Below are 25,640 nucleotides of genomic sequence, written 5' to 3' on the forward strand. Positions count from 1 at the left end.
CACGGGGGTGGCCCTGCCACCCTTTGCGCACCTTGGCACCGACCATGAGAAGTCGTGTGTGCCGAACGCCGTTTCCGGCAGCCCGGAAACCGACGGTACAACATGAAAAGAATGCTGATTAACGCAACTCAGCCCGAAGAGTTGCGTGTAGCCCTGGTGGACGGCCAACGTCTGTACGACCTGGACATCGAGTCCGGCGCACGTGAGCAGAAAAAGGCCAACATCTACAAAGGCAAGATCACCCGGATCGAGCCCAGCCTCGAAGCCGCCTTCGTCGACTTCGGCTCTGAACGTCACGGCTTCCTGCCGCTGAAAGAAATCTCCCGCGAATACTTCAAGAAAGCCCCTGAAGGCCGGGTCAACATCAAGGAAGTCCTGAGCGAAGGCCAGGAAGTCATCGTCCAGGTCGAGAAGGAAGAGCGCGGCAACAAAGGCGCCGCCCTGACCACCTTCATCAGCCTGGCTGGCCGCTACCTGGTGCTGATGCCGAACAACCCGCGCGCTGGCGGCATCTCCCGCCGCATCGAAGGCGAAGAGCGCAACGAACTGCGCGAAGCCCTCAACGGCTTGACCGTGCCGGGCGACATGGGCCTGATCGTGCGCACCGCCGGCCTTGGCCGCAGCAGCGAAGAAATGCAGTGGGACCTCGACTACCTCCTGCAGCTGTGGACCGCCATCAAGGAAGCGTCCCTGGACCGCGCCGCGCCGTTCCTGATCTACCAGGAAAGCAACGTCATCATCCGCGCTATCCGCGACTACCTGCGCCAGGACATCGGCGAAGTGTTGATCGACAGCATCGACGCCCAGGAAGAAGCCCTGACCTTCATCCGCCAAGTGATGCCGCAGTACGCCAGCAAGGTCAAGCTGTACGAAGACAGCGTGCCGCTGTTCAACCGCTTCCAGATCGAAAGCCAGATCGAGACCGCCTTCCAGCGCGTCGTCGACCTGCCGTCCGGCGGCTCGATCGTGATCGACCCGACCGAGGCTCTGGTCTCCATCGACATCAACTCGGCGCGCGCCACCAAAGGCAGCGACATCGAGGAAACCGCACTGCAGACCAACCTGGAAGCGGCCGAAGAAATCGCCCGCCAGCTGCGCCTGCGTGACATCGGCGGCCTGATCGTCATCGACTTCATCGACATGACCCCGGCCAAGAACCAGCGCGCCGTCGAAGAACGCGTGCGTGAGTGCCTGGAGGCCGACCGCGCCCGCGTCCAGGTTGGCCGCATTTCGCGTTTCGGCCTGCTGGAGATGTCCCGCCAGCGCCTGCGCCCGTCGCTTGGCGAAAGCAGCGGCATCGTCTGCCCACGTTGCTCGGGCACCGGCATCATCCGTGACGTCGAGTCGCTGTCGCTGGCCATCCTGCGCCTGATCGAAGAAGAAGCCCTGAAGGACCGCACTGCCGAGGTTCGCGCCCAGGTGCCGATCCCGGTGGCCGCCTTCCTGCTCAACGAGAAACGCAACTCGATCACCAAGATCGAACTGCGCACGCGTGCGCGCATCATCATCCTGCCGAACGATCACCTGGAAACCCCGCACTTCGAAGTCCAGCGCCTGCGCGACGACAACCCGGAAGTGCTGAACAACCAGTCCAGCTACGAGATCGCCGCCAGCGAAACCGAAGAAGCGCCGCAGCCAACCGCTACCCGCACCCTGGTTCGCCAGGAAGCCGCCGTCAAGACCGCCCCGGCCCGCGCCAACGCCCCAGTGCCGAGCGCAGCCGAAGCACAACAGCCTGCCGCCCCCGCAGCGCCAGCGCCAAGCGTGCCGGAGCCAAGCCTGTTCAAGGGCCTGGTGAAGTCGCTGGTCAGCCTGTTCGCCGGCAAGGAAGAACCGGCCGCCGCACCGGTGGTTGCTGCCGAGAAGCCAGCTGCCGAACGCACTCAGCGCAACGAAGAGCGCCGTAACGGTCGCCAGCAGAGCCGCAACCGCAACGGTCGCCGCGACGAAGAGCGCAAGCCGCGCGAAGAGCGTGCCGAGCGTGCTCCGCGCGAAGAACGCGCACCTCGTGAAGAGCGTGCACCGCGTGAAGAGCGCGCTCCTCGCGAAGAACGTGCACCGCGTGAAGAACGCGCACCACGCCAGCCACGTGAAGACCGTCGCGGCAACCGCGAAGAGCGCGTGCGCGAATTGCGCGAACCTCTGGACGCCGCACCTGCTGCCCGTGAAGAACGTGCACCTCGTGAAGAACGCGCACCTCGCGAAGAGCGTGCTCCACGTGAAGAGCGTGCTCCACGTGAAGAGCGTGCTCCACGTGAAGAACGCGCACCTCGCGAAGAGCGTGCTCCACGTGAAGAGCGTGCTCCACGTGAAGAGCGTGCTCCACGTGAAGAGCGTGCTCCACGTGAAGAACGCGCCCCACGTGAAGAACGCCAACCACGCCCACCGCGTGAAGAGCGCCAACCACGTGAAAACGAAGACGCCATCGAGAAGGCTGCCGAGCTCGCTGAAGAGCAACTGCCGAACGAAGAGCTGCTGCAGGACGAGCAGGAAGGTTCCGATGACGAGCGCCCACGCCGCCGCTCCCGTGGCCAGCGTCGCCGCAGCAACCGTCGTGAACGCCAGCGCAACGCCAATGGCGACCTGATCGACGGCAGCGAAGAAGATGGCAGCGACGAGCAGCCGCAACAGCACCAGGCCACCGCGCTGGGTGCAGAGCTGGCTGCCGGCCTGGCCGTGACCGCTGCAGTTGCCAGCAGCAACATCAGTGCCGGCGCCGAAGCCGAAGCAAACCAGCAGGCTGAACGTGCCAGCGCCGAAGTAGCCGTTACCGACAACAGCGAAGCCGCCCAGCCGGCCGAGCAGGTTGAAGCGGCTGCCCGGGCCGAAGAAGTCGCCATCGCACCGGTAGTCGAGCAGCCCGTCAGCGAACCGGTCGCCATGGTCGAAGCCAGCGCCGAGCCTGTGGTCGAAGTAGCGCCGCAGCCAGTTGCCGAAGAGGCCCCCGCGGCCGAGCCGGTCGTGGTTACCGAAGCGCCTGTACATACCCTGGTCGAAGCGCCTGCCGTCGAAGCTGGCGAAGCCGAGCCTGCACCGGTCGTCGCCGAACAAACGCCGGTTGCCGAGCAGCCTGCCGTTGTGGTCGTCGAAGCACAGCCGGAAGTGGCTGTAGAGGCCGCACCAGCCGCTGTCGAAGCTGCGCCTGAGGTTGTCGAACCTGCCCCGGCGCCAGCACCGGCCGTGGTCGAAGCCGCTACCGGCGTGCTGCCAAACGGCCGCGCGCCTAACGACCCACGTGAAGTGCGTCGCCGCAAGCGTGAAGCCGAAGCTGCTGCCAAAGCCGCGCAGGAAGCCGCCGCTGCTGCTGGCGAGCCAGCCCTGGAAACCGCCGATGAGCAAAAGCCTCATCACGGTTGATAGCCACGGCTGAATGAAAAAGCCCCGCCAGTGCGAACTGGCGGGGCTTTTTCTTGGCCGGCTGTTTTTGCAGTCCCGGCAATCAGTACAGGTTTGGCTCCATCTCCAGCTCAACCCCGAACTTCTCCAGGATGTCCGCCTGAACGCGTTGCGCCAGGCCATGCAACTGCGCCCCACTCGCCTGACCATAATTGACCAGCACCAGCGACTGCAGACGGTGCACACCAGCATCGCCATCGCGATAGCCTTTCCACCCGGCCTGCTCGATCAACCAGCCCGCCGCCAGCTTGGCCAGGCCATGCGCCTGGGGATATGCGACCACGCCTGGATACTGCGCACGAATGCGCGCCACAAGCTCGGCAGACACCACCGGGTTCTTGAAGAAACTCCCGGCATTGCCCAGCTCTGCCGGGTCCGGCAACTTCTCACGGCGAATGCTGCAGATGGCATCGCTGATCGCCTGCGCGCTCGGCTGCTGCACACCTTGCTCCGCCAGGCGCTGACGTACCGGACCGTAGTCCAGGTGAGCCTGCAAGGCATGACTCAAGGCAAAGCGCACACGCAAGATCAGCCAGCGCCCCGGGTTGCGCTTGAACGCACTGTCGCGGTAACCAAACGCGCATTCGTCCAGGCTGAAGTCGCGCAGCTCACCGGTCTGGCGGTCAAGCGCCGTCAGCCCGGCGAACACATCCTTGATTTCGACCCCATAAGCACCGACGTTCTGCATTGGTGCCGCCCCCACGGTCCCGGGGATCAGGCTGAGGTTCTCCAGGCCGCAAAAACCTTGCTGCAACGACCACTGCACGAACGGATGCCAAGGCTCACCCGCCTCGGCCTCGACAATCACCCGCCCCGCCTCATCGCTCAGCACGCGACGGCCGCGACTGGCCACGTGCAGCACCAACGCGTCGATATCACGAGTCAGCAGCAAGTTGCTGCCACCGCCGATCACGAGTACGTCAATCTGAAGCCGGCGCGCTTGCGCAAGCGCCTCGCGCACCTCGTCGTCGTTGTGCACCTGGGTGAAGTACCGGGCTTTCACATCGATGCCGAAGGTGTTGAAGGGTTTCAGCGATACCTGCTCTTGCCATTGCGCTGTCATAGCCGCCCCTTGATTTCCACCACCAACTCGCGGCAAGCCGCCTCGATCAGATCCAGCACGTGCTCGAAGCCCTCTGCACCGCCGTAGTACGGGTCCGGGACCTCATCGAGCGCCGCGCCATAGCGGCGCAGGAACAGGTCGAGCTCACCGGTTGCAGCGTGCGGGCGCATGGCGCGCAGGTGGCCGAGGTTGCTTTCATCCATGGCCAGGATCAGGTCGTACTCGGCAAAGTGCGCCGCCTTGACCTGTTGCGCGCGTTGCTGCGACAAGTCATAACCCCGCGCCAGCGCGGCCTTGCAGGTACGACTGTCGGCCGCCTTGCCCACATGCCAGTCACCGGTACCGGCGGAGGCCACCTGAACCCGCTCGGCCAGGCCTGCGGCATGCAACTGATGGCGCAACACACCCTCGGCGGTCGGCGAACGGCAGATATTGCCCAGGCAAACGAACAGTACGCGCATCAGGCCTCCAGCAAGCGCCGCACGCGCTCAAGGTCTTCGGGCGTATCGACACCCACGGCCGGCGCCTCGATGGCGTCTTCGACGTGAATGCGCACGCCGTGCCACAGTGCTCGCAGCTGTTCCAGCGCTTCGGTCTGTTCGAGCCAGCACGGGCCCCAGCTGACGAAGTCCTGCAGGAAACCGACGCGGTAGGCGTACATGCCGATATGGCGGCGATACGGCACGCCCTCTGGTAGTTGATCGCGATCCTTGGCAAAGGCATCGCGCGCCCATGGCAGCGGCGCGCGGCTGAAGGTCAAGGCCAGGCCATGCTTGTCGCTCACCACTTTGACCGCGTTGGGGTTGAACACGGTTTCCGGGTCATGGATCGGCTCGGCCAACGTGGCGATGCCGGCCTCAGGGTGCGCAGCGAGGTTGGCAGCGACCTGGTCGATGATCATCGGCGGGATCAGCGGCTCGTCACCCTGGACGTTGACCACGATCTCATCGGCAGCCAAGCCAAGCTGCGCGGCCACTTCGGCCAGGCGATCAGTGCCCGATTCATGGTCGGCGCGGGTCATCAGTACCTCGCCGCCAAAGGCCTGGCAGGCCTCGAAGATACTGGCGTCGTCGGTGGCGATGACCACACGGCTGGCACCGCTCTTGCGTGCCTGCTCCCAAACGTGCTGAACCATCGGTTTGCCAGCGATCAGCAGCAACGGCTTGCCCGGCAGGCGCGTGGAACGCAGCCGGGCCGGGATCACCACGGTGAAGTTCAGGCTCATTTGTCCAGACGCTCGTCGTCGGTCAGGGTACGCGCCTCGCTCTCCAGCATCACCGGGATGCCATCGCGGATCGGGTAGGCCAGGCCCGCGCCCTTGCTGATCAGCTCGGTCTTGTCAGCGCTGAGCTTGAGCGGGCCCTTGGTGATCGGGCAGGCGAGGATATCGAGCAGTTTGGTGTCCATGGAAGCATCCTTGAGGCCAGATGGCCGGAAATTGAATACGAGGTCAGGGCGTACAATGCCCTGGCAGCAAGCGTTGCAGCTGACGGTCGAACCAGTCGGTGAATGCCTGAGTAGGCTGCGCTTCGACAGCCAGGTACCACCAGTCATCGGCCGCGAATACCCTGCATTTCACCGCATCCTTCTCGGTCATCACCAGCGGCAGCGGCGGGCTGAAGGCCAGGCTTTGCGCACTGAACTGCGCATGGTCGGCGAACGGATGCGGCACCGGCTGCCAGTTTAGCCCCAGCAGGGTATTGAAGAAACGTTGCGGGTTGCCGATACCGGCCACCGCGTGCAGGCGCTGGCCTGCGGGGAAATAGTCGAGCGCGCGGCGTTCACCGCTGCGCAGGTTGACCAGGGCGCTGGGCTGCAAGCTGAACGCGAAGCCGTCGGGGCGATCGGCTAGCGCCCCGTTGAACAGCACCGCATCCGCCGCCTGCAAGCGCTCAGCCGGCTCGCGCAGCGGCCCGGCGGGCAGGCAGCGGCCATTGCCCAGGCCACGGGCGGCGTCGATCAGCACCAGCTCCAGGTCGCGCGCCAGGCGGTAGTGCTGCATGCCGTCATCGCACAGGATCAGATCCAGCGGCTCGCTGGCCAGCAACGCCTGCACGGCGCGGGATCGGTCAGGGTCGATCATCAGCGGCACCCCGGTGCGCTGGACAATCAACAAAGGTTCATCGCCGGCCTGTTCGGCCCCCTGATGTGCCTCGACCCGCCAGGGCAGTTGCGGCGGCTTGGCGCCATAGCCCCGGCTGACTACGCCAACCTTGAGCCCCTGGCGCCGGCAATGCTCGATCAGCCAGAGGATCATCGGCGTTTTGCCGGTGCCGCCAATGGTGATGTTGCCCACCACGATGACCGGCACCGGAGCACGGTAACTGGCGCTCTCGCCACTGAGAAAACGCGCCCGTTTACGCATCACCACACGTCGATAAAGGGCCTCAAGCGGGCGCAGCATGGCCAGGGCTGGATGCCCGGCGTACCAGGCGGCTAACAGGCGGTCGCCGAAGGCCATCAAGGTGTCCCCTGGGCAGCCTCGACAGTGGTCATGCGCAGGTGGCTGAAACCGAGCTTGCCGGCGGCATCCATCGCAGTGATCACGGCCTGGTGCGGGGTCTTGCCGTCGGCACTGATCGCCAGCGGCAGCGTGTTGTCACCGCCTGACTCGCGTTCGATCGCTTCGCTCAACGTGGCCAGGTCGCTCTTGGGCAGCAGATGGTTGTTCACCGAATACACACCCTCGGCACTGATGGTGACTTCCACCAGCTTGTCCTGGTCCGCTGGCGGCTGCTCGGCGCTGGCCGCCTCGGGCAGCTCTACGCGCAGCTGGGTTTCGCGGGTGAACGTGGTGGTGACCACGAAAAACAGCAGCAGGACGAACACCACGTCGATCAACGACGCCAGGTTGATGTCGACGTTCTCTCGCTGGCGATTGCGCCGGAACTTCACGCCTTGCCTCCGGCCACTTCCACTTCGCGGTCGCCCTGGATCACTTCCACCAATTTGATCGCCTCCTGCTCCATGCCCACCACCAGTTCATCGATGCGGCGCAGCAGGAAGCGGTGGAAGAACACCGCCGGGATACCGACCATCAGGCCGGCGGCCGTGGTGACCAGGGCCTTGGAGATACCGCCGGCCAAGACGGCGGCATTGGCGGTCATCTGCGAGCCCATGAAGGCGCTGAAGATATCGATCATGCCCAGCACGGTGCCGAGCAGGCCGAGCAGCGGGGCCATCGCGGCGATGGTGCCAAGGGTGCTGATGTAACGTTCGAGCTCGTGGATGACCCGCGAGGCGGCCTCCTCGATGCACTCTTTCATGATCTCGCGACCATGCCGCGAATTGGCAAGGCCTGCGGCAAGGATCTCGCCCAGCGGTGAATCGGCGCGCAGTGCCTTGAGCTTGTCACTGGTGAGCTGCTTGTCCTTGATCCACATCCATACCTGGCCCAGCAGGTGCGGCGGGGTAACACGGCTAGCGCGAAGGGTCCACAGGCGCTCGACGACGATAGCCATGGCAGCGATGGAACTCAGAATGATCGGCAGCATCATCCAACCACCGGACTTGACCAATTCCCACACAGTAATCGCCCCTTTGAAAAAGGTCGCCACTCTACCATACACGCGCCGGGGCCTCATCTGCCGAAGGTCAGGGAATTGCCTGGCTGCGCCAGAACCGCCGCTGCGCCCGCAGACCCTGGGCCTCGCCGTGGCTACTCAACACCAGCCGCAACGCCCCCTGCACTGCCGTGTCGTGGATCGCCAGGCCATGGCGTCGATAACGCTCGATGACCTGGGCATGGGGATGACCAAAGCCATTGTTGCGCCCACGCGAAACCAACACCCCGCGCGGCCCGGTTGCACCAACGAAGGCCTCGGTCGACGAAGTGCGACTGCCATGATGAGGCGCCTGCAGCCAGTCGACCGCGAGTGCGTCGTTCGCCGCCAACCAGGCCTGCTCGGCGCCCGCCTCAATGTCACCGGCCAGCAGCAGCCGCTCGCCATTGGCCTCGACCAGTAATACACAGGAGCGGTCGTTACTGCCCTGCCCGTGCGCCCAGTGCCAGAGGGAAAAGCGCACGCCCTCCCACTCCCAGCTTTCGCCACTTGAACAAGTCTCAGCACCCAGCTCCGCCGGCATTTCCTGCGCCTCACCGCTGAGCACCCGACCGACCGGCAACCCGCGAAAAACCGCCAGCGCCCCGCCTGAGTGGTCGGCATGGGCGTGGCTGATCAACATCACGTCCAGCTGCCGCACGCCCAGCTTGCGCAGCGTCGGCAAAACCACTCGCTCACCCAGGTCGCTCTCGCCCCGCGCCGGGCCGGCGTCGTACAGCAGGCTGTAATTGGGTGTGCGCAGCAACACAGCCAGGCCTTGACCGACATCCAGCTGCCAGACTTCGACCTGACCTTGAATAACCGGCTCACCCGACACCCACAGGACGAACAGCATGACCCCACCCAACGCCCGCAATGGCACACCGGCAGGCAACAGCACCAGCAGCGCGCCGATGCATACCAGCAGCCAGGCCCAGACCGGTAGCGCGGGCGGCATCCATGCGGGCTGCCCGTCGGCGACCCACGCCAGCAACCAGAACAACACATCCAGCGAACCGCCCGCCAGCCACAGCAAGGCCTCGCCCAGGCCAGGCACCGACAACAGCAGCGTACCGAGCAAGGCCAGCGGCAACACCGCCAGGCTGATCCACGGCACAGCCAACAGGTTCGCCAGAGGCGCACTCAAGCTGACAGGCAGCCCGGTAGCCAGCAGCACTGGCAACAAGCCAATGGCTATCACCCACTGGGCGCGGCTCCATGCTTGCCAGGGTCGCCAGTTGCCAAGACGGGCGCTGAAGCAGAAGACCAGAATCGCAACCGCCGCAAACGACAGCCAGAAGCCTGGCAGCAATGGCGCCAAGGGCTCGACGATCAGCACCCCGTTGAGCGCTATGAGCAATGGCAAAAATGCCCCAAGATGACGGAAACGCAACCGCCAGGCTAACACCACCGCCAGCATCAGGCAGGCGCGCTGCACGGGGACACCGGCCCCCGCGAGCCAGCCGTAGGCCAATGCCGCCGCAAGGGCCAGGCCGCACGCACAGGGCAGCCAGGGCAACCTTCGAGGCCACAGTCCCCAGCGCGCCAAGCCGGCGACCAAGGCGTAGAAAAAGCCGGCGACCAGACCGATGTGTTGCCCCGAGATCACCAGCAAGTGCACCGTGCCGGTCGCCTGCAGCACCTGCCAACTGTCCCGCGCCAAGCCGGCGCCGTCGCCGAGCACCAAGGCCACCAATGCTGCCTCTTGGCCATTGGCATCGACCGCCAGCAGACGCTGACGCAGCGTGTCCCGCCAACCCGGGGTGTAAGCCTCCAGCACATGACCGGCCTTGACCGTGCCGGTCGCACCGATGCGCCGCGCCAGCAGCTGCGCCTCACGGTCCGGCCCATGCGGGTTCAGCAACCCGGCCGGGCGCTGCAGGGTGACCGCCAGGCGCCAACGCTCCCCTGCTCTAACAGGTGGCCCATCAAACCAGTTCAACAACAGTCGTTGCGGCAACTCGGCGCGGCGTGACTGGGGCTGGTCCAGTTCGAAACGCACGCCCTGCCCGGTGCCGCTCGGCAATCCGACCACCCTGCCCTCCAACCACAGGGTGCGGCCATCCAGTTCAGGGGCCAGGCGATCATCCAGGGCCTGTTGCGCCGACCAGCAGGCCCAACACAACCCAAACACGAAGCAGCCCACCGGCCACAGCCGCGTGAACAGGCAAGCCAGGCCGCCGACAAGCAGCAGCAATAGCCATCCGACCGATGGCAACAGCGGAAGAAGGCCCAGGCACAACAGGCCGAGCGCGAGCGCAAACATCCCTGTGCGCATGAGGTAGAGCTCCAGAAGCACAATCGCTTACTGAGGCTTAGCTGAAAATCCGCTCAGGCTTGCTCAACAATTGTCACAAAGTCTGAACAAGACCGAGATGGAATCAAGGCATACTGCCTCGATCAACGCTCCGGGAGCCTACATGCCGCGCCGCCTTTTCAAACGCTACATGCCGGACCCGACCAGCATTCGGGAGCACAAGTCCCTGCGCTTTTTCGGCAAGCTGCTACATGACCCGAACCTCTGGCACCTCAACCGCCACTCGGTGGCACGGGCCATGGGCGTAGGCCTTTTCGCGGCGCTGATCCCCATCCCCATGCAAATGCTGCTGGCGGCAGCCTTGGCGATCCCGGTGCGTGGCAACCTGCCGATCGCCGTCAGCCTAGTCTGGCTGACCAACCCGCTTACCATGCCTCCGGTTTTCTTCGTCACCTACATGACCGGCGCCTGGCTGCTGCAGACGCCGGCCCGCACGCTGCCCGAGAACCTCACGTTCGAATGGATCACCGACCAGCTGTCGACCGTATGGCAACCGTTCCTGTTGGGTTCGGTGGTGTGCGGGGTGGTGCTGGGCATCGTCGCCTACTTCACCACCCTGCTGTACTGGCGCTGGTGGATTGGCCGGCAGTGGCGCCGGCGCAAGCTCAAATGTTCAGTAAAGTGTTCAGGCACGCATGCCGCGGCCGCTGACCAGCAGGCGAACGCACAGCGTGTAGAGCACGGCGGTAGCGACCAGCATGAAGGTGATCGCCGTGCCAATGCTGATGTCCGACACCCCTAGGATGCCGTAGCGGAACGAGTTGACCATGTGCAGCACCGGGTTGGCCAGCGACACGGTCTGCCAGAACGGCGGCAGCAGGTTGATCGAGTAGAACACCCCGCCCAGGTAGGTCAGCGGCGTCAGCACGAAGGTGGGGATGATCGAGATATCGTCGAAGTTGCGCGCGAACACGGCATTGACGAAGCCCAACAGCGAAAAAATGGTCGCGGTCAGCAGCACCACGATAACCGTCACACCCAGGTGGTGCACCTGCAGATGGGTGAAGAACAGCGACAGCAGGGTCACGATCACACCCACCGCCAGGCCACGCAGCACGCCACCCAGCACATAGCCGACGAGAATGATGTGCGGCGACACCGGCGACACCATCAGCTCTTCGATCGAACGCTGGAACTTGCTGCCAAAGAAGCTCGACACCACGTTGCCGTAGGAGTTGGTGATCACCGACATCATGATCAGGCCAGGGACGATGTACTCCATGTAGGTGAAGCCACCCATGTCGCCAATCTGCCGGCCGATCAGGTTACCGAAGATGACGAAGTACAGCACCATCGTGATGGCCGGTGGCAGCAAGGTCTGCGGCCAGATTCGCAAGAAGCGCCGCACCTCGCGGTAGACGATGGTATTCAAGGCGACCCAGTTGGTGCGCAGCTCCACACTCATACGGCCACCTTCGACAGGTTTTTTTCCACCAGTGACACGAACAGCTCCTCAAGTCGGTTGGTCTTGTTGCGCAAGCTCTGTACCTCAATGCGTTGCAGCGCCAGCTGGCCGAACAACGCGGTGATGCCGATATCCTTGTCCACCTGCACTTCCAGGGTGTGCGGGGTGATCAGGCGGCAAGGGTAACCCTGCAATACCGGCGCTGCAGGCAGGTCCTGCTTGAGGTCAAGGACGAAGGTCTCGACATGCAGCTTGCCCAGCAGCTGGCGCATGCTGGTGTTCTCGACGATGGTGCCGTGGTCGATGATGCCGATGTTGCGGCACAGCTGCTCGGCCTCTTCGAGGTAGTGCGTGGTCAGGATGATGGTGATGCCCTTCTGGTTCAGCTCGGTGAGGAAGCTCCACATCGAGCGGCGCAGTTCGATGTCCACCCCGGCGGTAGGTTCATCGAGAATCAACAGACGTGGTTCGTGGATCAAAGCCCGGGCGATCATCAGCCGGCGTTTCATGCCGCCGGACAACGAGCGCGACTGCACGTCGCGCTTGTCCCACAACCCCAGCTGGGTCAGGTACTGCTCGGCGCGCTCCTTGGCAAGCTTCGGCGGGATGCCGTAATAGCCGGCCTGGGTCACGACGATGTCGAAGGTCTTTTCGAACTGGTTGAAGTTGAACTCCTGCGGCACCACGCCCAGGCAGCGCTTGAGCGCCGAAGGCTCGCGGTCAAGGTCATGGCCGAAGACGTTCACCGTGCCGCTGGTCTTGTTGACCAGTGTCGAGAGAATGCCGATGGTGGTGGATTTACCGGCGCCGTTGGGGCCGAGCAAGGCGAAGAAGTCGCCTTCGGCAACATCGAGGTCGATGCCTTTGAGGGCCTGGAAGCCGTTGCCGTAGGTCTTGGTCAACTGTCGGATGGACAGGGCAGAACTCATAGCGGGTCACTTACCGAAGAAAAAGGTGCAGGACACGCCAGGGCAGATCACTGGCGCAGTGAGTGCGGCCAATGGTGCAAGGCCCGGCCGCACAAGTACAGTCATGTCTATTGATAGTGGCTATTAACGAGGGTTCGAAAATAGCCTGAGGGTCCTTCAGGTCAGCGCAGTCATTACTGCCGCCTGGTAGGCCGGGCGCGCCTTGAGCCGCTCGTACCACGCTTCGAGGTGATACATGGCAGGGCGCTCGATGGGCATCTCGAACCAGGCATAGACGAAGCTGCCCAATGGGATGTCGCCCATGCCGATCTGGTCACCGGACAAGTACGGCTGCTGCGCCAGCGTTTCATCGGCGATTGCCAGCAACTGCGCGCACTGCTTATGTGCGGCATTGATCGCAACCCAGTCGCGCTGGTCTTCAGGTGTGCGCAGCAGCCCCCAGAACAAGGGGCGGAACGGGGTAGCGAAGGACGAAGTGGTCCAGTCCATCCACTTGTCGGCCAGGGCGCGCTGCCGAGGGTCGTCGAGGTACCAGCCCTGCTCCTGGCCATATTCTGCACAGAGGTAGCGGACGATGGCGTTGGATTCCCACAGGGTCAGGTCGCCATCCTCGAGCATCGGCACCAGCCCATTGGGATTGCGCGCGCGATAATGCGGCTCGTTGACCACGCCGAAGGCGCCACCGGCGTCGATGGATTCGAAATCAAGGCCCAGTTCCTGGGCGATCCACAGTGCCTTGCGCACATTGCTCGAATTCTTGCGGCCCCAGATCTTCAGCATGGCAACGTCCTTATGAATGCGGAGGTTGCACAGTCTACTCCACCGGCAAGCAACCGGTGCAGGCAAAGAATGGGCTGAAACTCCTGCCGCCACACCCTGTCACTGTTCTGACAATGCCGTTCAACGGGTTGCGTCTAAGCTCTGTGGGACGGCTCAAGCCCCTGGTTCCAAGGAGGACCGATTATGTTGCTGTTGTGGTTGGTGGTGCTGGTGATTGGCGCGGCATACCTCACGCACCGGCGCCTGGCGCCCTTGCAGATACTGGGCATCCTGGCGGCCTACGTGCTGCTGATGGGGATTTTCAGCAGCGCTCCCGGCTGGCTGCTGGCCCTGATCTGGATTGTGCTGGCGCTGAAGATTACCCTGGTAGCGCTGCCCGAGTGGCGGCGCAAAGTGTTCACCGGCCCGGTGTTCAAATGGTTCCAGCGTACCTTGCCGCCGATGTCGCAAACCGAGCGCGAAGCGATCGACGCCGGCACCGTATGGTGGGATGGCGAGCTATTCAGCGGCCGCCCAGACTGGCGCACGCTGCTCGACTACCCGACGCCCAAGCTCACCGATGAAGAGCAGGCCTTCATCGACGGTCCCACCGAAGAACTCTGCGCCATGGTCAGCGACTGGCAGATCGGCCAGGATCTGGACCTTCCACCCGAGGCCTGGGCGCATATCAAGTCCCATGGCTTCTTCGCGCTGATCATCCCGCAGGAATATGGCGGCAAAGGGTTCTCTGCCTACGCCCACTCCCAGGTGGCGATGAAGCTGGCAACGCGCAGCGGCGACCTGGCCTCCACCGTGATGGTACCCAACTCGCTTGGCCCGGCCGAACTGCTGCTGCACTACGGCACCGACGAGCAACGCAACCATTACCTGCCGCGCCTGGCCCGCGGCGATGACATCCCCTGCTTCGCCCTCACCGGCCCGCTGGCCGGCTCCGACGCCGGAGCGATGCCCGACACCGGGGTCATCTGCAAAGGCCAGTGGAACGGCGAAGAAGTCATCGGCCTACGTCTGAACTGGGAGAAGCGCTACATCACCCTGGGTCCGGTCGCTACCCTGCTGGGCCTGGCCTTCAAGGCTTATGACCCAGAGCATCTGCTGGGTGACGAAGAAGAATTGGGCATCAGCCTGGCGCTGATCCCCACCGACACCCCCGGGGTGGAAATCGGCAAGCGCCACCTGCCCCTGGGCGCGGCGTTCATGAACGGCCCCAACAGCGGCAAGGACGTGTTCGTGCCGCTGGACTTCCTCATCGGCGGCCAGGCCATGCTCGGCAAGGGCTGGATGATGCTGATGAACTGCCTGTCGGTAGGCCGCTCCATCTCCTTGCCCGCAGTCGGTACCGGCGCCGCCAAGTACACCAGCCTGGTCACCGGCCAGTACGCCAACATTCGTGAGCAGTTCAACGTGCCGCTGGCCGCCTTCGAGGGCATCCAGGAATCGCTGGCACGCATAGGCGGCAATGCCTGGCTGATGGACAGCGCCCGCCTCCTGACCGCCAAGGCCGTGGACCTTGGGGAAAAGCCTTCGGTGCTGTCGGCGATCCTCAAGTACCACCTTACCGAACGCGGCCGCGAGTGCATTCAGCACGCCATGGACGTGCATGGCGGCAAGGGCATCATCATGGGCCCGAACAACTACCTGGGGCGCAACTGGCAAGGGGCGCCGATCTTCATTACTGTCGAAGGCGCCAACATCCTCTCGCGCAACCTGATGATCTTCGGTCAAGGTGCGATCCGCTGCCATCCGTTCGTACTCAAGGAAATGGCCCTGGCCGGACGCGAGGACCATGACCAGGCGCTGAAGGAGTTCGATGATCTGCTGATCAAGCACATCATGTTCGCCGCCGGCAACGCCGCCAGTACGTTCGTGTACGGCCTGGGGCTCGGCCATCTGGAAAGAGTACCTGGTGATGGCCTGAGCCAGGGCTACTTCCGCGCCCTCAACCGCCAGGCGGCGGCCTTTGCCCTGCTGGCGGACCTGTCGATGATGCTGCTCGGCGGCGCCCTCAAGCGCCGCGAGCGGCTGAGCGCGCGCCTGGGGGATGTGTTGAGCTACCTGTACCTGTCCTCTGCCGCGCTCAAGCGCTATCACGACCTGGGTTCGCCGGAACACATGCGGCCGCTGCTGCGCTGGGCCATGGAAGAAAGCCTGGGCCAGGCGGAAAATGCCCTGGACCGCCTGCTCGACAACTTCCCCAATCGCTTCATCGGCTGTGCCCTTCGCGTGCTGGTCTTCCCCTTTGGCCGCCGCCACACCGGGCCAAGCGATGAACTGGATGCCGAGGTAGCTGAGCTGATCGGCCGCAGCAAGGGCGACCCAGCGCTAGAGGAGTTGCTTGCCGGCTGCTACAGGCCGCAGGCCGAAGGCGACCCGGTGGCTGCCTTGCAACGGGCGAGCGACTTGTTGGACGAAGCGGTGCCGCTGCACAAGGCGCTGCATCAGGCAATCAGGGAGGGCAAGGTGCAACCGGCGCCTGGGCAGTCGGTGATCGAGGCAGCGGTCCAGGACGGTGTGCTGCAGCCGGACGAAGGCCAGCGGCTGCACGAGGCGGAAAAGGCACGACGCGCAGTGATCGACGTGGATGCCTTCGACAAGGAGCAGTTAACCGCAGAACCGGCCAAAGTGCGCTGACCCAGGGGGCCGCTTTGCGGCCCCTTCCCCAACCCGCGTATACTCCGCGCCCGTTTCAACCACACCGAGGACCGCCCCATGGCCAACCCCCACCTGGATTACCACCTGCAACTGCTGAACCACCTGCGCACCATCCTGGTGGCGCTGGGTGAAGCCGAGCAGGTACCGGAGGAAAGCCACGCCCTGTTCCTCGAACGCTTCGACGAACTGCTGACCCTGCTGCCGCAGGATCCGCTGGAAAGCCAGTACCTGGGCCAAGACCTGATTTGCCAGGTGATCCAGCGCTACCCGCAGATCGCCCACTTGGTGCCACGTGACCTGTTGTGGTTCTTCGCTGGTGACTGCCTGCACTTCATGCCTGATGAGGAGCTGGCGCTGTACCAGCAACTGGAAGAACGCCGTTATGAAGCCGAGCAGAATGATGAGCCGTTCGACTGGCACCTGGAAAAGCAGCTGCTGAGCGGCGTCGCCCCTGACACCCATCATTGACAAGGGTGCTACGGCCCTCACGGCAGAGGCCGTAGCTAGCCCCCGGTTCAAATAGCCACTGCCCGGTTCAAAACCCGCCAGCGGAGATGGCAATTACGATCTCAATCGAGCGAGTGAAGCGTACGGCAGATTCATTTGAATATAGCACGTTCGCAGGCCAGGTGGACCTGTCATTTCTGCCAGTTGCGACCACCCCTTACAACCTGTTGAAGTATCTGCGAGACAAGCAATGTAGTGCCGCTCAATAGGCCCACGCACGCAGGCATAACAGGTAACTTATAAGGGAAGATCACCATGCCCCCTCGCACGCTGAACTCCATATTTCTTCGAATAGTTCTCACCCTCAGTTTCCTGTTTGCCCCGGTTGGGGTTTCATCGGTTTCAGCCGATACCTCCAAAGTCCCCAAGCAGCTTTCCGCTGAGGCGAAAAAAGACCTCGACGCCTTTTACGAAGAAATAAAATCCGGCATCCCCCACAAATTGGACCTGGCTAATCCGTTGCACTTTCGCGTCATCATGGCTGCTCTCGAACAGGCTGGAGTCTCGAAAGAGCGCTCACCGCAACTTTACAATAGTCTTAATCATGCCCGCGCAGAGGGCACAGCCGCACTGGCAAAGTCCGGCGCCGCCCCAGCCAAGGCACTTGCCATCGAGGGCAGCGGTCTTCAAAATTTGAACTTCATTAGCCTATTGACCCGGGATGATTCAACGCTCCAAGGCAATGAGAAGGTGGCCCCAACCTTCAAGGCCGTGGGTATGTCCTCGACTGTTAACGGCTCCGACAATACTACTATCCTCATGAACTTGTACTCCGTCGAGACCGGCAACATCTATGCCACTAATCAAGGCAAGGAGTTCGCCGAGGGCACAAACTTCAGCGTCACTGTCTCTGGCCAGCCCCCGGCCGATGTTCAAAATCTCACCACGCGAGCCATGGCCTTTTTCGTGGTCTACCCCAAAAATAGCGACGTCCCAGAGATCATTACGCAGAGTGCCGAGTTTAGCGCTCTACCGCTGGATAGTTGCCTTGATAAACCCAACTATTGCAAACGCAACGGTGACGGCTCTTGCACAAGCGAGCACGAAACCAGCTGTACGAACAAAGCAACCAGAAAACCAGCGGTTAAACTGTGCTGGAACCGCGGTAGCCAACAGGAGTGCGATTACTGGAACAGCACCGGGTACCCGGAAAACTTTGTATTCCCAATGAGTGGCTGGGTAAATTTCAAAAATTCCGTCCCCAACACGTTGTCAGGGCAGACAACCATCTATATCAAAAACTCCACCGGTGGCGGCTGCACGGTGAAAGCCGAACAAGACGGACTCCTCGATCCTAAATACTGGTCAGTAGAACAGGTGGAGGGCAAAGAACGAATTAACTGGAAATTCGACGCGACTTCCTTCGAAAACGATCAAGATTGCGTACAAACGCTGAATGGAGCAATTGTCGACCTGTTCGTCCAGCACATCATCCAACTGAATGGATCGCCCACCGAAGAGCCATCACTTGGGAGCGTGATATTCACTAGTGATCAGAATTTTATAGGCCTGCCCGGAGTTGCCATAATTCCAAAGCTGGACGTCATGCAGGGCTGTCTTGCTGAAGGTACGCCGATTACCCTGGCTGATGGCAGTACAAAGAGCGTGGAAGCCTTCAAAGGCACTGCCGGGGAGCTGGTCAAAACCGCCAATGGAACGGATAAGCCGGTGATTGGTACCACCGCCGGCTCGGAGCCGCACCCCATGATTCGGGTCAAGACGGACGCCGGACAGAATGTGTTGATGACTCGCTCACACCCAGTAGTACTTTCTAACGGCCTTGAACTGCAAGCGCGTTACCTGAAACCCGGTGACGAAGTTGTCACCCTGAACGGTGTCGCGACCATCACCACTGTTGATTACGAGAAATACACAGGCAAAGTGCACAATTTGGTGGTCGGGACCCGCATGGCCCCCGGTACCTATTATGCTGGCGGCATCCTCACAGGCGACGTCACGATGCAGCAGGCACTGGCCGAAACCACTGAACGGGCGCCTCTGCTAACCCGAGAGGAACGACGCGCCTTAGTGCCAAAGGAATGGTTGAAGGACTTTGACAACAATCAATGACTAACGGGGAGCGCTCCAGCGCGCTCTCCCAACTTCCCACAATCCTTCGGTAACACCTTTTTCCAGGAGGCTGACATGGCCGCCCACGCTCAAGTGCTGACCGATGAAAATGTTCCAACCATTCGTTCGGCCATCTATGACGGCAGCAAGGTGACGGTCACCTGGATTCCCTCGTCGGACTCTCAAGTCACCGGTTATATCATTCAACTCGAGTATTTCAACGACGATCAGACATTAATCAGACAGAGCGAACTCTTTGACGCCGTTTTCCTCTCGCTGGGTAGCATTAACCTGAGTGAACCGCTGAATACTGCCGTTATCCATCAGGTCAGGCTCCAGGCTTACATTGGCCAGACCGTGGGGCCGATAAGCACTGCCGTGATTCTACCCACCGTCCCTCCCACCCTGATTTCGGCGGAATATGACGGTGATGCCCTGCACATTAACTGGAAGCCGTCCTGGCAGGCCATTGACTATAACATCGTGGTGTACTCGCAGAGCTCTGGAACCACGTACGAGATGCGGGTTACAGGTCAGGGCACTACCAGCGCAATAATGGACAATTCGAAACTGGGCGGAGGTCTGGGCGACGACGCTAATTGGGCTGTCTGCGTCGATGCTCTCGGTGCAAATACAGCTTCGGCACGCTCGAACAAGGCGGTCTTCCCAACTAAAATGACGCGCCCAACGTTGACCTCCTGTCTGTATCGCGGCGGCACCAGTATCATCACGGTCTGGGCAGGCATGGAAACACCCGAGATTACCGGCTTTTGCATAACTGCCGCTGCGCCATACTCCGAAACTTGCTATAGCGTAAGGGTGCCCAACGGTAGCGCCTTTAGTGGCTCCTTGGCGCTACCCGCCCCTCTTGCAGTCAGCGATACCTTTTACCTGACGGTGACCGCCCTAACAGCCAACGGCGCTGGCCTGGCCAGTAAGCAGAAGCTCGTTGTTTCGAAGCGTCCCGTGATCAATGCGGTAGATTACAGCGGTAGCGCCTTGAAATTGAACTGGTCGATGCCGAGTACCTCCGGCGTGAGCGGTTACCTATTGCAGGCGGTTTCCCTGAATAGCGGAGAGAGCTTTAGGCAAGTCATTGATGACCCTTTAACGGTGTCCGGTAGCGTGACGCTCGAAACGCCATTGGCCGAAGACCACAACTGGATCGCACAGGTCATCGCCAATAACGCGGATGGTGTCGGCGCCGAAGGCGACTGGGTGCCCATCATCACCGGTAAACCCACCTTCACCAGCTTGGTGGTAAGCGCCGACAACAGTAGCCTGGATGTGACCTGGCAGCCCCCCGCATCCCAGGTTGCGCCAGACAGCACTGTCGTAACCCTGTTACTCGACGGCGTCCCGAGCAGCAGTGTCACTGTCAACGGCAGCACCGCGCGCCTGCCGCTGCCTATGCAGCTTGCCAGCGGTGCCCCCCCTGCCATCACCGTCGGCTTGGCGCCCAGCACACTCCTGGCTCGCAATACCGCTGCTGCCACTGTATCGGCACCATTGGCGACCCCGCAGTTCAACGCTTGGCAAGTCGATGCTTTGAACAGTGAAGGGACTCTGAAATGGGGTGCGCTAGAGGGAATCACCCGCTATCGCCTGCGCCTGCCCAACGGCCAGGAGATTGAGGTCGGCGAGGCCAGCACTACCTTGACTGCCAGCCAATGGGGCAACGCAGGAACACCTTCCTGGGTAACCGTACGTGCCTGTAGCGTGGTCGACGGTTGTACCCTGATTGGTCCATCCAGTGCCCGATTTGCGTTGGCCAACACACCGGTAGCGGGAGTCGCGGTGAGCTACGATGGCGCTACCCTCGGCGCGCGCTGGAATGCCGTAGCCGATGCTAGGAGTTACCAGGTATCGGTGCTCAAATCGGTGCAAGGCACCGTGTCCGTGGATGCGTCTTTCACTTCCAACCCTGGGGTACTCGAGCAGCACTGGGCTTATACCCCAACCGATACCTCGGCGGCTCTTAAGGTGGTGGTCCAAGCCAACCAGCAAGTGACTGGCGCCGACAACATCGGCCCGATCAGCCAGGCTGTCGACCTGTATAACAGCGCCTTTATTCCATCAACGCAAAGCGCCACCAGCGTCTTCCCGCACATCATCCCTGCCCAGGACCTGCGCACCGCCCTGAACGGCGGCACGCCGAGCCAGCCGCTGACCCTGTATCTGCCGCAAATCGGCAAGACTGACACCCTCACAGGCCTGCCCATCACTGAAGGACCGTTCTCGCTGGCAGCAATCAATAACACTCATTACCCCTACTGCCTATCCATCGCCTCATCGGGCGCCGATTCGCCGTGGACGTTCGACCAACAACCGGTCCGCTCGGCCCTGCGCCAGGCCTATGTGGCCTTTCTCAAGGCGCTGGAAAGCGCGGGGGCTGCAGCCTGGGGCATTCTTGCGCTGCAGGATGCTCTGGCCCGGGTGATGCCTCAGACGTTCGAGGAAACCCTGTACTATGGCTTCGGCCTGTCCATCCCTTCCGCAGAACTCGAAGTTGCCCTGGGCTCGGTCGACCTGCGGCCAGGCATGATCCTGCAGGTCTCGGCCAGCTCCCACCAGGCGATCTCGGCGTCCGCTGCGTTGCGTCAGAGCAACGGCTACGTTGACGGGCCGATGGCGATTTATGAGATCGGTCAGTTCATCGACAGTTCCGGCAATATCACCACCGGCTGGGATTCCTTCGTTGGCCAACTGGTGGCGGGCGGCGCGCTCTCGGTCAACCCGCCGCCCGCCCACGCCACCGCCCAGCAGATGGGCGGTGTGGCGGATGCCGCCGACCTGTACTTCCCGGCCTTCATTGCCCCCTTCTACCGTCTGTTTGTGCCTACCAGCCTGGACAGTGCCAGCGATCCTGCGTCCACCGCCCCATCGAGCAATTTCACTCTTGCCGCTGCCAACAGCTTCACTGCGCTGTCCAGTGCCAGCAATGCCCAGGGTGGCACAGTACCCGTGGCCTACTTCCGCGGCCGCGCGGTACCGCGGGCATGCCTGCGGGTGACGCTTGACGGCTCACCCCTGGTAGTGCCCGTGGGCACCACCGTGGCCAATCTGCTGGCCCAGTCAGGGCGCATGCCGATGGCCGCCCCCCTCCCGATCCCCGGCATTAGCCTGCTCCGCGGCCTTGGCGCGGCAGTACTTGACCCACAGGCAGCCGCCGGCGCGACACACTGGCCGCTACGCCTGGATTGGCATAGCGCTGGCCATTACGGCCCGGGCTGGACGCCGCTGTCACTGCCGCTGCTACCTGGCGACAGAGTAACCACAACGTCGACCGACGATCTCGATCACTGAGCAGGAAGCCGCCATGAGTGAAGCGACGTTCGAACAGATCGCAACGGGGTTGTACCGCCTGTCCAGCCTTGGCGACAGCGGCGTGGCCAACTATTGGGCGGGATACCTGGCGAGCCCTGACAGCAATCTGGGCCAGAGTGCCAGCTTGGCACAGACCTGGGCAGATGAGGGCGGCGCTTATCTGTTCCTGGCTGCCACGCCTGCAGACCCTAGTACTTTCGTCAGCGAGCTACGCAACCTGTGGCCTACCCTGTCGGCCGAAGGCTGGCTACGTTTTCTGTGGATCTCCAATCCCATGTCTGCCCCCAGCCAGTGGCACACCCAGAGCATCGACGCACGGCCAGTGAACGACAGCTTTCCGGCGCACGCCTGGCGAGTGGTGCGTAACGCGCGCTTTCCCCTGGGCGGATATGCGGTGGTCATTAACGCAGGGGCGATTCTCGAGGCGGGCACTGACTTCATTGCATTCCTCGGTTCTGAGGTGGCTTTTGCCGCACCGGGCGATGTCTACCCCTCAATCTCGCAGTTTTGCCCACTGCCTCTGGTCGGCGCGCAGCTGGGTTGCCTGACATTCACTGTCAACGCCAGCCATGGAAGCGAGACGCCCAACGACGACATGCAACGCCTTGGGGTCATGCTGCGCTACAGCGAGCCTGAGGCACAAAGCCCGGTGGATGCGGTAAATATCATCGACATGCCGTTGTTCCAGCAACTTCAGCAAACGCCGTTCAACCTGCTGTTGAGCTTCGATCCGCTCAACCCGCACACTCCAGGCCGCACCGCACTGAGTTTTGACACCCAGGACGGCCCGGCCCCGGCACTGCAGTTCGCCCAGCGCACCAACAATGGCCATGCCACCCGTGCGACGCCGCGTGCCGGTAGTGGCGTGCTCCCTGGCGGGCGTTTGTGTTTTGGCCGCACACCGCTGCATCACAACCAGGCCCCGTACAGCGCCGACATGATATACCACCTCGCCCCGGACGGCCTGTTTGTTCTGGAACCATCGCTGGAGGACCAGAGCAATGACGAGCATTACCGGCTGACCCTCGGCATGACAGGTACGGAAACCGTGGTACTGCCCCGGGCAGGTGTCGCCTTGCTGCTGTTCCAGGCCAATGGCGCGGCCTACTTGCCGCCCGCCAGCAATGACAACGCGATGATGTCACTGACCGACCTCGGCACCACTGCTTACGCCACCGTGCTATCGGACAGCGACAAGGGTTTCGACTATCAGGCTCAGCCGCCAAGCTCGCCATTATTCGACGTAACGACGGCATCGGCAGAAGGGGTTCTCCCCTACCTGAACCTGACCGCAACCACCCTGCCGACCCTTCAGGCCAGCCAGCAAACCCCGCCTACCGTCTGGCCTATGGGGGTATACGGGCGTATCGCCGCCGCAGCGATCGATAGGGTGATGCACCTGGAGGACGCCTTTCTGGCACCTCGACGCAGACGACTGATCGGTCAGACCGGCGCACAAACGCAGCCGGGCTCAACGACTCTGACGGCGAGCGAACAAGCTGCTGACAGTCCGCCTTGGGGGGTTACCGCCAACGGTTTGGTCGCCCTGCTTAACCCCGCACGAACCGCTTGGAACGGCGTGCTGTTCGCCAACCTCCCACAGTCCGCCCCCGCGCAACTGATCCTGACCGAGGTCAAACCGCCGCTCCAGGTAGCGCTGCAGTCGAACCAGTTGTTCATGGTGGTGGCCAATGTCGACACCTTCATGACGGAAGGAACTTCGGTGGCGTATCAGCTCACTGCCGACAACGCCTCCAAGCGGTTGATGGCCGCAGGTGTCCCGGATGAGAAGATAGAGAAGATCAGAACAGTACTGGCGTCTATGACGCCGCACTATCCACGCTTCGACCATGAGAAGGCGTTCGACAGCGTCATCAGGTACGCTGGCGCCAGCGACTACCTGCCACAAGCCCGCGCTGCGGCCAGCCTGCTGCGTGCCGACATCGAGGGCTGGACCTTCCAGTTGTCGCCACGCGCCTGGCGCCCCGATACGCTGATGCTGTTCAAATATTGCAGCCGGGCCATCACTGACCTTGCGACGGACACCGATGCCTGGTCATGGCAGGAAGTGGCCAAGGGGCCAGACGGCTCGCTGACATCGACCCAGGCTGCGCTTGCGGCAATCATCAGCAAGGCGCGCCTGGTCGCGCAGGACCCCACGACACCCGCCGACAACCCGCTAAAGCGTTTTTATCAAGACGTACTGGACAACCCACGCTGGAGCGGCGTGCTGTTCCTTAATGCGCCGGTCGATCTGCAGGCGCTGCCGACTGCCTTGGCCTTCGTCGCTGCCGGGGTCGACCCGACAGACTTCTACGCCCATCATCTGGGCTTCTCCGATACCCCCTTCATGCCTCGTGACGCTCTCCTCGAACTCGGGCAGACCGCTGTGTTCGGCCTGATCGACTATAACGACCCGGACGATCTTCTAGCCTCCACCAACGTGCCCTTCGGCTACAAGATCCAGGGTTTGCAGGTGCGCTTCGAAAATGCGCGAGTAGTGGACTTTTCCGCGCACGCCGAACTGATGGTCAACCGCTTGTTCGGCTCCTGGCTAACCAAGGTTGAGGCCGTCCATGGCAACAACCTGATCCTGACCGGCAGCTACCAGCGCATTGGAGGCCAGCCGAACTATGCATTTCGCGTCCTCGGCGATAACCGCTACCAGACCGCTGGCGCCGCCTTGTCATCCGTCGACATCCGTGACTGCCGGCTGCAGATAGCCGAAGCAGCGGAAGACGGGATGGTTACGGCCAACTTTGTGCTGTCGGGGCGGTTGGCCTTTGTCGAGTTGCCGGAGTTCGACCTGTTCGGCTACGGCCCGGGTACGGACTTCAACGGCTACCTGAGCTTCCATGGTCTGGTGGTGGCGATTTCCTTCCCCCTGGGAACGCCTGATCAGCAGCACTTCACTTCATTCGAAGCCGGGGTAGAGCTGGGGAACGCGCCGGGTGCCTCGCTAGCCCGCCGCGGCTCACTGGTGGAGAACTTCCCGCTGTCGGTCGACGGCCTGGTGGCAGCGCCAGACCTGGGCGCCGAAGGTCAGCCGCCAGAAGGCGCAACACCGGAAAGCCTGGGGTTCACCTCCATCGGCGCGCCATTGGAACAAACACCGTTGAAGGCACCTTGGTTCGGCCTGAGCCTGGCCCTGAATGTGGGCACCCTGGGCGCCCTCAGCGGCGCGATCGGGCTCAAGGTCACCCTGCTTGCCGCCTGGGATCCGCAACCGCAGTCCGGCACTGCCGCCGTATATCTAGGGCTCAAGCTCGGCATATCCAACGCACTCAACGGCAGCCTGCCGTTGCAGGGTGTGCTCAAGCTGGGTTTTCGCAGCTTCCAGTTCGAGACTTGGCGCGATGCTGACAATCGTTTGAATTATCTGCTGCGCATGCACCGCTTTGCCCTCTCGGTATTGGCTTGGAGCTTTCCACCGGGCAATAGCGACCTGTTGCTGTTCGGCGCCCCCGGCAAGCCTAAATCGGCATTGGGTTGGTATGCCGCCTACGCCAAGGACGATGCCGAGAAAAAACCGGCGTTGCTGACAGCCCCAGCTCCACGACAAGTCAGCCGCCAGCCGCCAAGCCCGCAACGCCTGGCGCGCAGCGGACGACGCACCCCACCGGTTATCTGAAGGTTATGACACAGGACACTG

18 protein-coding genes are annotated in these 25,640 nt (G+C 62.6%); 7 read left to right on the forward strand and 11 right to left on the reverse strand.

Annotation, left to right across the window (positions count from 1 at the left end; genetic code table 11):
• The first annotated feature begins 102 nt into the window (after positions 1–102).
• A complete protein-coding gene (rne, locus tag ACIQUF_RS16025) occupies positions 103–3,357 on the forward strand; it encodes a ribonuclease E (protein ID WP_403133043.1) in 3,255 nt (1,084 codons plus the stop codon).
• Positions 3,358–3,439: 82 nt separating this feature from the next.
• On the opposite strand, the gene murB is transcribed toward rne, so the two are convergent.
• The 8 genes from murB to ACIQUF_RS16065 form a co-directional block, all read right to left on the reverse strand.
• Positions 3,440–4,459, reverse strand: a complete 1,020-nt coding sequence (gene murB, locus ACIQUF_RS16030) for a UDP-N-acetylmuramate dehydrogenase (protein WP_403133047.1) — start codon at positions 4,457–4,459, stop codon at positions 3,440–3,442.
• Positions 4,456–4,920, reverse strand: a complete 465-nt coding sequence (locus tag ACIQUF_RS16035; RefSeq protein ID WP_403133050.1) for a low molecular weight protein-tyrosine-phosphatase — start codon at positions 4,918–4,920, stop codon at positions 4,456–4,458. The genes murB and ACIQUF_RS16035 overlap by 4 nt, the downstream gene beginning before the upstream one ends.
• Positions 4,920–5,684, reverse strand: a complete 765-nt coding sequence (gene kdsB, locus ACIQUF_RS16040) for a 3-deoxy-manno-octulosonate cytidylyltransferase (RefSeq protein WP_403133053.1) — start codon at positions 5,682–5,684, stop codon at positions 4,920–4,922. Before kdsB ends, ACIQUF_RS16035 begins: the two co-directional genes overlap by 1 nt.
• The gene (locus ACIQUF_RS16045) at positions 5,681–5,866 is read right to left on the reverse strand and encodes a Trm112 family protein (protein WP_003247142.1); all 186 of its coding nucleotides are present in this window, start codon (positions 5,864–5,866) and stop codon (positions 5,681–5,683) included. Before ACIQUF_RS16045 ends, kdsB begins: the two co-directional genes overlap by 4 nt.
• Positions 5,867–5,909: 43 nt before the next feature.
• Entirely contained in the window at positions 5,910–6,920 is a 1,011-nt protein-coding gene (lpxK, locus tag ACIQUF_RS16050; RefSeq protein WP_403133056.1) for a tetraacyldisaccharide 4'-kinase, read from the reverse strand.
• Entirely contained in the window at positions 6,920–7,354 is a 435-nt protein-coding gene (locus tag ACIQUF_RS16055; RefSeq protein ID WP_403133058.1) for an ExbD/TolR family protein, read from the reverse strand. The genes lpxK and ACIQUF_RS16055 overlap by 1 nt, the downstream gene beginning before the upstream one ends.
• Entirely contained in the window at positions 7,351–7,986 is a 636-nt protein-coding gene (locus tag ACIQUF_RS16060; RefSeq protein ID WP_016391244.1) for a MotA/TolQ/ExbB proton channel family protein, read from the reverse strand. Before ACIQUF_RS16060 ends, ACIQUF_RS16055 begins: the two co-directional genes overlap by 4 nt.
• Before the next feature lie 67 nt (positions 7,987–8,053).
• The gene (locus ACIQUF_RS16065) at positions 8,054–10,279 is read right to left on the reverse strand and encodes a DNA internalization-related competence protein ComEC/Rec2 (RefSeq protein WP_403133061.1); all 2,226 of its coding nucleotides are present in this window, start codon (positions 10,277–10,279) and stop codon (positions 8,054–8,056) included.
• A 142-nt stretch (positions 10,280–10,421) separates the two neighbouring features.
• On the opposite strand from ACIQUF_RS16065, the gene ACIQUF_RS16070 reads away from it, so the two are divergent.
• Positions 10,422–11,060: a DUF2062 domain-containing protein gene (locus tag ACIQUF_RS16070; RefSeq protein ID WP_403133064.1), complete on the forward strand. Its 639-nt coding sequence runs from the start codon at positions 10,422–10,424 to the stop codon at positions 11,058–11,060.
• On the opposite strand, the gene ACIQUF_RS16075 is transcribed toward ACIQUF_RS16070, so the two are convergent.
• The 3 genes from ACIQUF_RS16075 to ACIQUF_RS16085 form a co-directional block, all read right to left on the reverse strand.
• Positions 10,944–11,723, reverse strand: a complete 780-nt coding sequence (locus ACIQUF_RS16075; RefSeq protein ID WP_403133066.1) for an ABC transporter permease — start codon at positions 11,721–11,723, stop codon at positions 10,944–10,946. The genes ACIQUF_RS16070 and ACIQUF_RS16075 overlap by 117 nt on opposite strands.
• Positions 11,720–12,652 carry an ABC transporter ATP-binding protein gene (locus ACIQUF_RS16080; protein WP_403133068.1) on the reverse strand — a complete coding sequence of 311 codons (933 nt, stop codon included), beginning with the start codon at positions 12,650–12,652 and terminating at the stop codon, positions 11,720–11,722. Before ACIQUF_RS16080 ends, ACIQUF_RS16075 begins: the two co-directional genes overlap by 4 nt.
• A 156-nt stretch (positions 12,653–12,808) precedes the next feature.
• Positions 12,809–13,432 (reverse strand): glutathione S-transferase, encoded by a 624-nt coding sequence (locus ACIQUF_RS16085; RefSeq protein WP_403133071.1) that lies wholly within the window; start codon positions 13,430–13,432, stop codon positions 12,809–12,811.
• A 183-nt stretch (positions 13,433–13,615) separates the two neighbouring features.
• Between ACIQUF_RS16085 and ACIQUF_RS16090 the strand changes: the two genes are divergently transcribed.
• The 5 genes from ACIQUF_RS16090 (at position 13,616) to ACIQUF_RS16110 (ending at position 25,619) form a co-directional block, all read left to right on the forward strand.
• Positions 13,616–16,063, forward strand: coding sequence for an acyl-CoA dehydrogenase (locus ACIQUF_RS16090; RefSeq protein WP_403133074.1), 2,448 nt, complete (start codon positions 13,616–13,618; stop codon positions 16,061–16,063).
• 78 nt (positions 16,064–16,141) lie between these two features.
• On the forward strand, positions 16,142–16,552 hold the full coding sequence (locus ACIQUF_RS16095) for a PA2817 family protein (RefSeq protein ID WP_403133076.1): 411 nt from the start codon (positions 16,142–16,144) through the stop codon (positions 16,550–16,552).
• 294 nt (positions 16,553–16,846) lie between these two features.
• Positions 16,847–18,661 (forward strand): Hint domain-containing protein, encoded by a 1,815-nt coding sequence (locus tag ACIQUF_RS16100; RefSeq protein WP_403133078.1) that lies wholly within the window; start codon positions 16,847–16,849, stop codon positions 18,659–18,661.
• 75 nt (positions 18,662–18,736) lie between these two features.
• On the forward strand, positions 18,737–21,967 hold the full coding sequence (locus tag ACIQUF_RS16105) for a hypothetical protein (protein ID WP_403133081.1): 3,231 nt from the start codon (positions 18,737–18,739) through the stop codon (positions 21,965–21,967).
• A gap of 13 nt (positions 21,968–21,980) precedes the next feature.
• Positions 21,981–25,619: a hemagglutinin protein gene (locus tag ACIQUF_RS16110; protein WP_403133083.1), complete on the forward strand. Its 3,639-nt coding sequence runs from the start codon at positions 21,981–21,983 to the stop codon at positions 25,617–25,619.
• Positions 25,620–25,640 lie beyond the last annotated feature (21 nt).

The organism is Pseudomonas sp. NPDC090233 (assembly GCF_044772285.1).
Taxonomy (GTDB): Bacteria; Pseudomonadota; Gammaproteobacteria; order Pseudomonadales; family Pseudomonadaceae; genus Aquipseudomonas.

Coding starts and splice junctions, on each gene's coding strand:
- rne (WP_403133043.1), top strand. CDS start 103: ATGAAAAGAATGCTGATTAACGCAACTCAGCCCGAAGAGTTGCGTGTA.
- murB (WP_403133047.1), bottom strand. CDS start 4,459: ATGACAGCGCAATGGCAAGAGCAGGTATCGCTGAAACCCTTCAACACC.
- ACIQUF_RS16035 (WP_403133050.1), bottom strand. CDS start 4,920: ATGCGCGTACTGTTCGTTTGCCTGGGCAATATCTGCCGTTCGCCGACC.
- kdsB (WP_403133053.1), bottom strand. CDS start 5,684: ATGAGCCTGAACTTCACCGTGGTGATCCCGGCCCGGCTGCGTTCCACG.
- ACIQUF_RS16045 (WP_003247142.1), bottom strand. CDS start 5,866: ATGGACACCAAACTGCTCGATATCCTCGCCTGCCCGATCACCAAGGGC.
- lpxK (WP_403133056.1), bottom strand. CDS start 6,920: ATGGCCTTCGGCGACCGCCTGTTAGCCGCCTGGTACGCCGGGCATCCA.
- ACIQUF_RS16065 (WP_403133061.1), bottom strand. CDS start 10,279: ATGCGCACAGGGATGTTTGCGCTCGCGCTCGGCCTGTTGTGCCTGGGC.
- ACIQUF_RS16070 (WP_403133064.1), top strand. CDS start 10,422: ATGCCGCGCCGCCTTTTCAAACGCTACATGCCGGACCCGACCAGCATT.
- ACIQUF_RS16075 (WP_403133066.1), bottom strand. CDS start 11,723: ATGAGTGTGGAGCTGCGCACCAACTGGGTCGCCTTGAATACCATCGTC.
- ACIQUF_RS16080 (WP_403133068.1), bottom strand. CDS start 12,652: ATGAGTTCTGCCCTGTCCATCCGACAGTTGACCAAGACCTACGGCAAC.
- ACIQUF_RS16085 (WP_403133071.1), bottom strand. CDS start 13,432: ATGCTGAAGATCTGGGGCCGCAAGAATTCGAGCAATGTGCGCAAGGCA.
- ACIQUF_RS16090 (WP_403133074.1), top strand. CDS start 13,616: ATGTTGCTGTTGTGGTTGGTGGTGCTGGTGATTGGCGCGGCATACCTC.
- ACIQUF_RS16095 (WP_403133076.1), top strand. CDS start 16,142: ATGGCCAACCCCCACCTGGATTACCACCTGCAACTGCTGAACCACCTG.
- ACIQUF_RS16100 (WP_403133078.1), top strand. CDS start 16,847: ATGCCCCCTCGCACGCTGAACTCCATATTTCTTCGAATAGTTCTCACC.
- ACIQUF_RS16105 (WP_403133081.1), top strand. CDS start 18,737: ATGGCCGCCCACGCTCAAGTGCTGACCGATGAAAATGTTCCAACCATT.
- ACIQUF_RS16110 (WP_403133083.1), top strand. CDS start 21,981: ATGAGTGAAGCGACGTTCGAACAGATCGCAACGGGGTTGTACCGCCTG.